Source organism: Photobacterium sp. HL06, assembly GCF_059552575.1.
On sequence record NZ_CM183914.1, the window covers coordinates 2469516 to 2481893 of the forward strand.

The 12378-nt window shown below is 47.0% G+C and carries 8 protein-coding genes; all 8 read right to left on the minus strand.

What is annotated here, in order from left to right; genetic code table 11:
- Nucleotides 1-327 precede the first annotated feature (327 nt).
- Nucleotides 328-1875, minus strand: a complete 1548-nt coding sequence (locus AC51G0_RS11355; protein WP_496298529.1) for an alanine/glycine:cation symporter family protein — start codon at nucleotides 1873-1875, stop codon at nucleotides 328-330.
- A gap of 554 nt (nucleotides 1876-2429) precedes the next feature.
- The gene (gene gnd / locus AC51G0_RS11360; protein ID WP_496298531.1) at nucleotides 2430-3878 is read right to left on the minus strand and encodes a decarboxylating NADP(+)-dependent phosphogluconate dehydrogenase; all 1449 of its coding nucleotides are present in this window, start codon (nucleotides 3876-3878) and stop codon (nucleotides 2430-2432) included.
- Between the two features lie 10 nt (nucleotides 3879-3888).
- Nucleotides 3889-4611: a 6-phosphogluconolactonase gene (gene pgl / locus AC51G0_RS11365; protein ID WP_496298532.1), complete on the minus strand. Its 723-nt coding sequence runs from the start codon at nucleotides 4609-4611 to the stop codon at nucleotides 3889-3891.
- A complete protein-coding gene (zwf, locus tag AC51G0_RS11370; RefSeq protein WP_496298533.1) occupies nucleotides 4608-6107 on the minus strand; it encodes a glucose-6-phosphate dehydrogenase in 1500 nt (499 codons plus the stop codon). The genes pgl and zwf overlap by 4 nt, the downstream gene beginning before the upstream one ends.
- Nucleotides 6108-6293: 186 nt before the next feature.
- On the minus strand, nucleotides 6294-7886 hold the full coding sequence (locus AC51G0_RS11375) for an ABC transporter ATP-binding protein (protein WP_496298535.1): 1593 nt from the start codon (nucleotides 7884-7886) through the stop codon (nucleotides 6294-6296).
- A gap of 3 nt (nucleotides 7887-7889) precedes the next feature.
- On the minus strand, nucleotides 7890-8906 hold the full coding sequence (locus AC51G0_RS11380; RefSeq protein WP_496298536.1) for an ABC transporter permease: 1017 nt from the start codon (nucleotides 8904-8906) through the stop codon (nucleotides 7890-7892).
- A gap of 8 nt (nucleotides 8907-8914) precedes the next feature.
- Complete coding sequence (locus tag AC51G0_RS11385; RefSeq protein WP_496298537.1) at nucleotides 8915-10000, minus strand: microcin C ABC transporter permease YejB; 1086 nt, start codon at nucleotides 9998-10000, stop codon at nucleotides 8915-8917.
- A gap of 84 nt (nucleotides 10001-10084) precedes the next feature.
- Nucleotides 10085-11899: an extracellular solute-binding protein gene (locus AC51G0_RS11390; RefSeq protein ID WP_496298539.1), complete on the minus strand. Its 1815-nt coding sequence runs from the start codon at nucleotides 11897-11899 to the stop codon at nucleotides 10085-10087.
- Nucleotides 11900-12378 lie beyond the last annotated feature (479 nt).

The window sequence follows — 12378 nt, forward strand, 5'->3', positions numbered from 1 at the left end:
ATTTTTGACGTTATGCAAAAGTAATCTAACTACTTTTGAGGCAAAAACTAGAAGATTACATTGTGACTAGCTATTTTTTCCTTCTTAGTCCGGTACTTTTGGCAATGAACTCAACAAAAGCAACAAAACCCACGTGAGCGGCTCTTGAAAAAATAGTTATTCGAATTGCATACGGAATCATACCATGCACTCATGGAAATATCTCATAGCGTGATAGATGTCACGCCAACCGTAAAGCCAGCGAATAACTCAGACAATTTTGATACTACAGACGCAAAAAGGGTTAGCTTACGCTAACCCTTTGGTCATTGATTGTTGCTAAATACGTTAGGCTATCGGTTTAACCGGCTCACCTTCAACCTCTTCAGGTTGTGCTGCTGGTTTACCAGAATCCTTTAGACGCTTCTCCCAGTAGTCAGCATTTTTGATACCTAGCTTCACTGGGTCGAAAGTAAACTCTTTCACGCCAGCTTTCTGCTGCTCTTCATAATCTTTAAGCGCTTTCAGTGCAGGCTTAGATAGGAAGAAGATAATCAAGATACCGACAATGTTCAGCCATGCCATCAGGCCTACACCCACATCACCCATTGCCCAAGCAAGGTTTGCGGCTTTCACTGTGCCGTAGAACACAGCAACTGTCAGAACAATCTTCAGTACGAACATCATGCCAGGCAGTTTCAGCGAGCGGCGGATGTAAGCAATGTTTGTTTCTGCAATGTAGTAGTAAGCAAGAATAGTCGTAAAGGCAAAGAAGAACAGAGCAAATGCGATGAACGGCTTACCAATTCCTGGCATTGCACTCTCGATTGCCATCTGGGTGAACACAGGACCGTTAGCACCGATATCTGCAGCTAGGTTCTGTACCAGGAATACACCTTCAGCGCCGCCGTGTACATTGTAAGCACCAGTGATAATAATCATGAATGCTGTTGCTGAACATACTAGCAGTGTATCGATGTAGATAGAAAACGACTGAACTAGACCTTGCTGTGCAGGGTGGTCAACATCTGCAGCAGCTGCTGCATGAGGACCAGTACCCTGACCGGCTTCATTCGAGTAAACACCACGCTTAACACCCCAACCGATTGCTGCACCTACGCCAGCCATTGGTGTAAATGCATCACCAACAATCATACCGAAGACCACTGGAACCTGATTGATGTTCAGTAGGATGATGATGAAAGCAACGATGATGTAAGCCAATGCCATGAATGGCACGACAATTTGGGTGAAGCTTGCGATACGCTTAACACCACCGAAGATGATGAATGCCAAGATAATCGAAATGATAGTACCTGTTACGATTTTAGCCAGGCTGATAGTACCGATTGTTGTCTCAATCATACCACCAGTACCAAACGCTGCTTCTACCGCGTTACCGATACTGTTTGACTGAACACCAGGAAGAAGGACACCACAGGCAAAGATAGTGGCAATGGCAAAGATCCATGCGTATACCTTATTACCCATCGCTTTTTCGATGTAGTAAGCCGGGCCACCACGGAACTGGCCGTCTTCATCTTCTTCTTTGTAAATCTGCGCCAATGCTGATTCGGTGTATGCAGTCGCCGCGCCCAAGAAGGCTACAACCCACATCCAGAATACCGCACCTGGACCACCAAAACCGATTGCTGCAGCAACACCTGCAATGTTACCGGTACCTACACGTCCTGATAAAGAAACGGCTAGTGCTTGAAAAGAGGAAATACCTTTATCTGAACTCTTACCTGATAACAACAGACGCCACATTTCTCTGAAGTGACGGATTTGAACGAAACGAGTGGTAATGGAATAAAACAAACCAGCACCAAGGCACAAATAAATCAGTACCGGGCTCCATATTATTCCGTTTAAAAAATCTACTAACGACTGCATTAAAATCTCCCTGTCTTATAGATTATGGTTAATGCTCGGGCAGTATAATAAGCAGATTGTAAGTCAAATGTTAAGAATTTTATTTTGTCACTCAATTAAGTGTGAGTCACAGCACATATCAGCAACAATAAATTAACAGCCAGTGTATCTCACTCTTAAGGGGTAAACATACAGTTATTCACGCTACTCATTAGATAACCATGGTCTTTCGTCTTGCTCGAAAAGAACGCAGATAAACCAATATTTATGTTAAAGATCACAGAATTAGCAGGATGATGAAGCTGATAGATTTCGCTCACCCAACAGCAACTGCTCAATTAATAACCACCCCAAAAAATCATGCTGCATATCTATTTAAAATTTCAGAATTTTTAACGCAACCTAAGATCTATTCCTCCAACCTTTCTAAGCCATAACGGAGAATCAGACATGTTAAATTAACAACTTTTTAACCTTTCGCAGTAATCCATGTTTGCAGCTACAACTGAGATAACAAAAAGCGCAGTGGGAACCACTACGCTCTTAATACATATTCTTTATGGCAATACTATTTATTACACATCGTAGGTGGTTGAGGAGATATCTCCCCCTTTCCCTGTCCAATTTGTATGGAAAAACTCACCACGTGGCTTGTCAGTACGCTCATACGTGTGGGCACCAAAATAGTCACGTTGTGCTTGTAGCATGTTTGCAGGCAGACGGGCTGTTGTATAACCGTTCAGGAATGTCAGTGCCGAGGACATACATGGCATTGGCAGGCCAACCTCAAATGACTTCGCCACAACCTTGCGCCAAGCTGGTAGGCACGTTTCCAATATCTCTTTGAAATACGGATCAAGGCCAAGGAAAGCGAGCTCAGGGTTTGTTTCAAACGCATCACGGATATTACCCAGGAACGCACTACGGATGATACAGCCACCACGCCACATCAAAGCTACGTTACCGTAGTTCAGCGACCAGTCATTTTCTTCTGACGCCTGACGGATCAACATAAAGCCTTGTGCATAAGAGATGATTTTCGATGCCAATAGTGCTTGGCGAAGCGCATCAACCCACTCAGACTTATCACCATCAACGGGTTCAATCGTTTTTCCAAACAATTTTCCCGCTTCAACACGTTGGTCTTTCAGTGATGACAAACAACGGGCAAACACAGAATCAGTGATCAGAGTCAGTGGAATCCCATGTTCAAGTGCATTGATCCCAGTCCACTTACCGGTCCCTTTCTGGCCTGCCGCATCAAGGATTTTTTCCACCAGCGGCTCACCGTCTTGATCTTTGTAGCCCAGGATCTCGGCGGTGATTTCAATCAGGTAACTGTCTAGCTCTGTCTTGTTCCAATCAGCAAAGATGGACTGCATCTCGTCGTGAGACAGGCCCAACCCTTCTTTCATAAAGTGGTACGCTTCACTGATCAGCTGCATATCACCGTATTCGATACCGTTGTGAACCATTTTCACAAAATGACCAGCCCCTTCTTTTCCTACCCAATCACAGCACGCTTCACCTTTATCGGTTTTGGCTGAGATTGCCTGGAAAATAGGCTTCACATGTGACCACGCTTGAGGATCGCCGCCCGGCATAATTGAAGGTCCAAAACGCGCTCCTTCCTCACCGCCGGAAACACCCGCTCCCACATAGCGGATACCCTTTTCACGAAGCGCTGCAACACGACGGTTGGTATCAGGGTAGTTAGTGTTACCACCGTCAATGATGATGTCGCCTTCATCTAGCAAAGGAACCAGATTATCAATGAACTGGTCAACAACCTCACCGGCACGCACCATCAGCATGACTTTGCGTGGGCTTTCAAGCTGATCTACCAGATTTTGCAAAGAAGTGGCACCGACAATATTGGTCCCCTTTGCAGCACCATTCAAAAACTCGTCGACTTTCGCTACGGTGCGGTTATAGGCAACCACTTTGAAGCCATGATCATTCATATTAAGGATCAGATTCTGGCCCATTACGGCCAAACCAATTACACCAATATCACCTTTCATTTCTTTCTCCTTACGCCAGCTCTTTGGCGGCTTCTGAATCTAAATACCACTCGGTGATGCCTGACTTGGCTTCCACCTTAGCTGCCGGATACATGTCGGCTTCAGCAGCCTGCGCAGCAATTTCTTTCAGTACGGGTGCCTTACTTGCCCCCAGTACCAAATAGGTAATACGTTTGGCATTAGCCAACAGGTGAGCAGTTTGGGATACCCGAATTTGGCGAGTCTCAGGGTGCGCCGCGATAGTCGCGATTTCTGTTGTCTCGTAATCGGTCTGTCCCGGGAACAAGGAGGCGGTATGGCCATCAGTTCCCATGCCTAGCAAGATCCAGTCGAAGACAGGCGTCCCCTCTTGCGCCGGGATCTCTGCCCGCATTTCTTCAGCGAAGCGAACCACTTCCATTGCGGCAAAGTCTTCACCACGAATACGGTGTATGTTCTCTGCCGGGATAGAAACCTGGTCAAACAACAGTGCTTTTGCATTGCCATAGTTGCTCTCTGAGTTATCTGGAGAAACACAGCGCTCGTCTCCCCACCAGAAATGCAGATTGCTCCAGGCTATCGTGTAGGCATACTCAGAGTTGGCAATATAAGTAAACAGCTGTGATGGTGTACTGCCACCTGACAAAGAAATATGTACCGGTCGCCCTAGCTGGCTGTATTCCTGCATGCTTTTTGCTAGTGACTCGACAACCAGTGCCGAGCTTTCAAATACGTGGTAATTCATCTTACTCATAACTCGCAATAATCCGTATTAGTCAGGTTCTTACAAGGGAAACGCCATTCCCGCTTATCGTCGGCCAGCAAAGTATCGGCTTCTTTCGGCCCCCAGGTTCCCGCCGCGTAGCCATATAAATGCTCTGGGTTTTCTTTGTACTCCAGAATGGGCTGTACAAATTTCCAACAAGCTTTTACTGCATCGGTACGGGCAAATAATGTTGCATCCCCTTTCATCGAATCCAGCAATAGACGCTCATAAGCCGTCAGCATATTAGTTTCTTCAAGGCTCTCGTAATGAAAGTCCATGGAAACATCTTTAGCTTCAAATCCGGCTCCTGGCTTTTTAAGGCCAAAGCTCATCAAGATACCTTCATCTGGCTGGATGCGAATGATCAGCTTATTTTCCGGTGCATTGGCACTAAATACCGGGTGGGGGGTTTTCTTGAAGTGAATAACCACTTCGGTCACTCGTGTCGGCAGTCGTTTACCGGTACGGACATAGAAAGGTACCCCACTCCAGCGCCAGTTATCGATAAACATCTTAAGGCCGACATAGGTCTCAGTACGGGAGTCTGCCGCAACACCCTGTTCGTCACGATATCCCGGCAGGAGATCACCCCGAACATCAGACTCAATGTACTGGCCCAGTACCAGGTGGTTCTTTAGATCTTGATCAGAAAGCGACTGCAGGCTATTCATGACTTTAACCACTTCGTCACGCATAGAATCGGCATTGATCGCGGCTGGTGGCTCCATCCCGACCATGGCAAGCACCTGGAGCAAGTGGTTCTGGAACATGTCACGAACCGCACCGGCACCGTCGTAGTAACCACCACGTTCTTCAACCCCCAGGAATTCTGCTGCGGTAATTTCTACATAATCGATAAAATTGCGGTTCCACAATGGCTCAAACATACCGTTGGCAAAACGAAACACCAGCAGGTTCTGCACGGTTTCTTTACCTAAATAATGGTCAATCCGGTATATCTGGTGCTCTTGGAAGTGTGTGTGTAGCTGTTTGTCTAATGCTTGCGCCGACGCCAAGTCATAGCCAAACGGTTTTTCGACAATCAGACGCTTCCAGCCTGAGGATTCATCGTTTAAACCATAGGCGGCGAGACATTCCAGGATCACACTGTAGAGGCTCGGTGGGGTGGCTAGATAAAACGTGGTGTTGCCGTTGGTATGATAGTGCTCACCAATCTCATCTAGGCGGACTTTTAGCTGAGCATAGTCTTCAACCGCAGCCGTATTGAGCGCTTGATAATGAAGGTGCTGACAAAATGCCTCAAGCGTCTTCTCGTCCACGTTTTCCGAGGCCATTAATGCCTGTTTGAGCTTATCCCTGAAGGCGTGATCTGAATATGCTGTGCGGCTGACACCCAAAATGGCAAACTCTTCAGGTAACAACCCATTGGCATAAAGGTGATAAAAGGCAGGTATCAGTTTCCGGTGGGTCAGATCACCTGACGCACCAAAAATGACAATACAATTATTTTCTGGCTTATCCATAGAGTTTTTCCATTCAGATCAACATGATCTGCGAAACAATATTTTGATACCTCGGATATTAGCACTAGGAAATTGAAGGGAAATTTGGTTTTACCTATTACACTAATAGGCAAAACCTTAATTTGAATAAAAATCAAACAGAAATACTAATTTTGAACGCAGCCCACCTGTTATTACCTTTTTGAATCAAACCGATGACAAATTGACTAATTCTTGTGTGTAAGCATGCTGTGGTTCGTTAAAGATTTGCGCAGTGTCTCCTTGCTCAACCACTTGGCCATTTTTTAACACCAGTGTGTAGTGGCACAACAATTTCACCACATGCAAGTCATGGCTGATGAACAGGTAACTGAGCCCGTATTTTTGCTGCAGAGATTTTAGCAAGGTCAGTACGTGGAACTGTACCGTTCTGTCGAGCGACGAGGTCGGCTCATCGAGCAAGATAAATTCCGGCTTTAGCACCAATGCACGTGCAATCGCAATGCGTTGTCGCTGCCCGCCAGAAAACTCATTGGGGTAACGGTGACGGGTTTCCGGATCCAGCTCCACCTCACGCATGGCATCACAAATTACCTTCTCCTCTTCCTCTGGCGTCAGCGACTTGTGGATCTTTAATCCTTCACCGATGATCTGTGCCACTGACATCCGAGGGTTTAGCGCAGAGAATGGGTCCTGAAAGACCACCTGCAGCTTGCTCCGGTACGGAAGCATTTGTTTGCGGCTGAGATCCGATATATCGATACCATCAAAGTAAATACTTCCTTCACTACTGAGCAATTTCAGTACCGCCATACCGGTTGTAGACTTACCGGAACCACTTTCTCCTACTAACCCGACACTATGGCCTTTACGTAAAATAAAGCTTACATCGGTGACCGCCTTAATGTGATCCTTTACCCGTTTGAGTATCCCCCCTGTGATAGGAAACCATACCCGCAAATCGTTAATATTGAATAAAGGTTCAGCATCGGAAGCGACTGGGACTGGGCTACCACTGGGATCAGAGTTGATCAGCTTGATCGTATAGGGGTCGGAAGGGTTAGTGAAAATCACCTCTTTGGTGTCTGTTTCAACCAGCCTGCCGAGCTGCATCACTGCAACGCGATCGGCAATACGGCGGACAATACTCAAATCGTGGGTGATAAACAGCATTGCCATTCCCATTTCCTGCTGCAGATCTTTTAACAGCTCGAGTATCTGCGCCTGGACCGAGACATCCAATGCTGTGGTAGGTTCATCAGCAATCAGTAGCTCGGGCTCGTTAATCAAGGCCATGGCAATCATCACCCGCTGACGTTCTCCACCCGAAAGCTCGTGTGGATACGCTGTCAGGCGCTTTTCAGCATCACGGATACCTACTTTTTTTAACCAGCTCAATGCCTTTTTCTCTGCCACTTTCTGGCGGATTCCACGGTGGATAGCCAATGTTTCGCACAGCTGGCGACCAATTTTATGCAGTGGGTTAAGTGACATCATCGGCTCTTGGAATATCATCCCAATCCGATCGCCACGCATCCGGCGCATTTCGCGTTCGCTGCAGGTCATCATATCGGTAGTATCATACCTGACATGACCACCGAGATAGCGGGTAGAAGACTTCGGTAACAGGCGTAATATCGCATTGGCAGTCACCGATTTGCCCGATCCGCTCTCCCCCACCAGTGCCAGCGTCTCCCCCCGGCGAATCGAAAGGCTAACGTCATGCGTTACCTGATTAACACGGCCTCCACTTTGAAAGCCAACCGATAAGTTTTCAATTGTGAGTATAGGTTTAGCCATAACTTATCTCTGATGATGGGGATCGAATGCATCCCGGACCGCTTCACCAACAAACACCAGCAGGCTTAGCATAATTGACAATACGACGAAGGCTGACAGCCCCAGCCAAGGAGCCTGCAAATTGGTTTTACCCTGCGCCAACAGCTCACCGAGCGACGGCGAGCCAGCAGGCAGGCCGAAGCCGAGGAAATCAAGGGAGGTTAAGGTCGTCACCGAACCACTGAGGATAAACGGCATCATGGTCAGCGAGGCAACCATGGCATTGGGCAGCATATGCCGTAGCATGATGCGACCGTCACCCACTCCAAGCGCCTGGGCTGCGCGCACATAATCAAAGTTCCGGCAACGCAGAAACTCAGCACGTACAACGCCAACTAGCCCCATCCAGCTAAACAGTACCATGATCCCAAGCAGCCACCAGAAGTTTGGTTCGACAAAGCTCGACAGAATAATCAGCAAGAACAACGTGGGCATGCCTGACCATACCTCAATAAAGCGCTGGCCGAACAAATCGACCCAACCGCCATAGTAACCCTGGCACGCTCCCACTATCACACCGATAATGGTAGAGATGATTGTTAGCGCAAAGCCAAACAAAACAGAGACCCGAAATCCATAAATAATTCGTGCCATTACGTCCCGGCCCTTATCATCAGTGCCCAGCCAGTTCACCCAATCTGGCGGCGATGGCGCAGGCCCCATAAGGTTGTAGTTGATGGTATCGTAACTAAAACGGATGATCGGCCAGATCATAAAGCCATCAGCTTCAATTAAGTCGGACACATACGGATCGGTATAGTCGGCTTCCGATTCGAACTCACCACCAAATTCCGTTTCAGTGTATTGCTCTACGATCGGAAAATACCAGTTAGCATCAAAACGGATCAGCAGCGGCTTGTCATTGGCAATAACTTCAGCAAACAAACTGATAAAAAACAACACAGCAAAGATCCATAACGACCAGTATCCCCGCTTGTGCGCACGGAACCTTGACCATCTCTCCTTTGTTAAGGGATTCATTTTCACTACTAGCGCGCCTCAAAATCTATGCGTGGATCAACAAAGGTGTACGTTAAATCCGAAATAATATTTAGCAATAGTCCCAGCAACGTCATGATATACAACGAGCTAAATACAACCGGGTAGTCACGCTGGATCGTCGACTCAAAGCCCAGTAGCCCAATCCCTTCGAGCGAGAACATGACCTCTATCAACATGGCACCCGTAAAGAAAATACTGATAAATGCCGCCGGGAAACCAGCAATGATAATCAACATCGCATTGCGGAATACATGGCGATAAAGAATACTGCGCTCGTCAAGCCCCTTAGCTCGGGCTGTTACAACATACTGCTTGTTGATTTCATCAAGGAAGGAGTTTTTCGTCAGCATCGACAACGTTGCAAAGCCACCGATCACCATTGCCAAGATAGGCAGCGTCAGATGCCAAAAATAGTCAATGACCTGCTGGTACCAGGTAAGCTGATCAAAGTCTGATGAGACCAGGCCACGAAGCGGGAACCAACTGAAATAGTTACCGCTGGCAAAGAAGATGATCAGCAGGATGGCGAACAAAAAGCCCGGAATTGCATAACCGACAATCACCACTGCACTGCTCCAGACATCAAAGCGAGAGCCGTGATTAATTGCCTTGGCGATCCCCAATGGAATGGAGACAAAATAGATAATTAATGTACTCCATAGTCCAAGGGAGATAGATACCGGCAAGCGGTCGATGATGAGATCAATAACATTGCCCCCTTTAAACAGGCTTTCACCGAAGTTAAAGGTGGCATAGTTCTTCAGCATATCGACATATCGTTCGAGTACCGGCTTATCAAACCCAAACTGTATCTTTATGGCTTCAACCACTTCAGGATCCAGCCCGCGTGATCCTCGATAACCGCTGCCGTTATCTCCCGGTTCAACGGCTTGCACCTCTTGGCCGCCGCCGGTAAAGCGCTCCATGATCCCGGATGAGTGCCCTTCAAGTTGGGCTACGGCCTGCTCCACCGGCCCGCCAGGGGCTATCTGGATCACAAAAAAGTTAATCGTGATAATTGCCCATAAGGTCGGAATAACCAGTAATAAACGACGAATAATATAAGCTGACATCTTTCCCTATGCCTTTTAATACTTCCCAAGGCGAGCTCGTTTAAACAGCACTCAGCGCTGGATAATTAATGGTAACAACGTTCACTAGCGCCGCTTCTCAGGCAACTTTGCGGCTTTCACCGGATCAATCCACCAAGTATCTTTACCAAGTGCATACTTTGGCCTAACCGTAGGACGCGAGAATTTATCCCAGCTGGCTACACGGAACTTGCTGATGTGCCACTGCGGGATCACATAAAAGTTCCACTGCAATACCCGATCCAATGCCCGGCCATAGCTCAGCAGTGCCTCAGGATCTTGCTGGTTTGCGGCAATCTTCTCGGTCAGATAATCAATCGCCGGATCTCTAACGCCAGCAGTGTTGTAGGTGCTGTCGATAAAATTACTGTTCCAGGCAATCAATAGATTCGGATTAGGATAGGGATTGGCACCGTACCCGGCTGATACCATGTCAAAATCGCGGTCACGAAGGCGTTTGATATATTGGGTGGTATCGACGGTACGGATCTTCATATCGATCCCCATCAGCTTGAGGTTTTTTTGGACCGGGATAGCCAAGCGCTCTGTCGACGGGCTGTAAATCAGCAATTCGAACACAAACGGTTCGCCCGTCTTAACATTGGTCATGACTTTGTTTTTCAGCACCCAGCCAGATTGTTTCAACAAGCCCAATGCCTTTCGCATCTGAACCCGAATTCGCCCTGAACCGTCAGTGACTGGTGGCTGGTAAGATTCAGTAAACACCCGAGGCGGTACTTTATCTTTTACTGGCTCTAATACCTGCCGTTCAGCATCTGATGGAAGGCCATTAGCTTCATATTCGGTATTTTGGAAATAACTGCGTGTTCGCTTGTACTGGTTATAGAACAAGCTTTTATTCATCCATTCAAAGTCCATCGCATAGGTCATCGCCTCCCGGACTTTTGCATCTTTGAAATAAGGACTTTCTGTATTAAAGACAAAAGCCTGCATAGACTGGGGGATCTGGTGAGGAATTTCTTCCTTGAGAATATAGCCTTGTTCGAAGTTCGGCCCCTGATACATGGTTGCCCAGAACTTGGCAACATTCTCTTCCCGGATATCATATTCACCCGCCTTGAAGGCTTCAAGGGTGACCGTTTCGTCACGGTAGTAGTCGTACTTGATGGACTCAAAGTTATTACGACCAACGTTCACCGGAAGATTTTTGGCCCAATAATCATCAACCAACGAGTAAGTCACACTCTGGCCCGACTTATAGCTTGATACTTTATAAGCACTGCTACCAAGCGGTGGCGTGCTCAGCGGCTCGCCCAGATTCTTATCTTTCCAGTAATGCTCCGGTAGGACATTCATCCCCTGCACCAGAGAGAATAGGATTTCACGGTTTGGTTTGGCCATATCGATGCGGGCTGTTAACTCGGCTTTCGCCGTCACAGATTTCACATCTTTATAGTAAACCTTATACTGCGGCACCCCTTCTTTCATGAACTTATCAAAAGTAAAGACTACATCGGACGCAGTGATAGGATGCCCATCATGGAAGCGAGCTTTGGGATTGATGTCCACTTCCATCCAGGAAAAGTCATCGGCATAACGCACTTTTTCTGCAATAAGCGGATAGTGGCTATCTATCTCATCTGTCGAAGCAACGAATAACGTATCGTAAATCGCTTCCGCGCCAGCAGCCGATACTCCCCGAGTCGCATAACGATTGAAGCTGTCGTATGTCCCTACCTGGGCATAGGTCACCTGGCCGCCTTTAGGCGCATCTGGGTTCACATAGTCAAAATGTGAAAAATTACTGGGGTATTTTGCTTCGCCAAACCCAACCAGATGGGTCGACTCAATGACTTCTGCGGCATGGATCGCTCCGGCTGTAAACAACATTGCCACAAAAAATGGCACCTTTTTAAGCATTAGCCTCTCCCTGCTATCCCACGAACTCCCTACTTTAGGGTAAAAATGTTCAATTTATCATTATTCTACGATAGGACAGTAATCACATTTCGACAATGTCGCAACCTCGGTTACTTCATAATGTGTTCGACGCATATAACGAAACTTGCCTGTTGAGCAAAGCTTACCCACTATTCGAGAATCCACGCGTACTAGCTGCATAACTGCGTAGTCGTTGGTTTACCAATTGCACCAATACTTAACTGTTCACTACATTGCATACAAAGCCCCAACAGACCACAATGCGCACAACACCTTCGCATTGAGGTTAATCTAGAGTATTAGTTCGAATTATTATCAAAAAATAGAATTCTTCACTCACCCAGATCTCAAAAGCAGTGAAATCACCATTTCAAAACACCGCGAAACGTCAATCTGATCACATGAACAAGCAAAGTAAGTGAATAAACCTAAAAAAAAACAACTTTCTGTTAGATAAT

Coding starts and splice junctions, on each gene's coding strand:
- AC51G0_RS11355 (WP_496298529.1), bottom strand. CDS start 1,875: ATGCAGTCGTTAGTAGATTTTTTAAACGGAATAATATGGAGCCCGGTA.
- gnd (WP_496298531.1), bottom strand. CDS start 3,878: ATGAAAGGTGATATTGGTGTAATTGGTTTGGCCGTAATGGGCCAGAAT.
- pgl (WP_496298532.1), bottom strand. CDS start 4,611: ATGAGTAAGATGAATTACCACGTATTTGAAAGCTCGGCACTGGTTGTC.
- zwf (WP_496298533.1), bottom strand. CDS start 6,107: ATGGATAAGCCAGAAAATAATTGTATTGTCATTTTTGGTGCGTCAGGT.
- AC51G0_RS11375 (WP_496298535.1), bottom strand. CDS start 7,886: ATGGCTAAACCTATACTCACAATTGAAAACTTATCGGTTGGCTTTCAA.
- AC51G0_RS11380 (WP_496298536.1), bottom strand. CDS start 8,906: ATGAATCCCTTAACAAAGGAGAGATGGTCAAGGTTCCGTGCGCACAAG.
- AC51G0_RS11385 (WP_496298537.1), bottom strand. CDS start 10,000: ATGTCAGCTTATATTATTCGTCGTTTATTACTGGTTATTCCGACCTTA.
- AC51G0_RS11390 (WP_496298539.1), bottom strand. CDS start 11,899: ATGCTTAAAAAGGTGCCATTTTTTGTGGCAATGTTGTTTACAGCCGGA.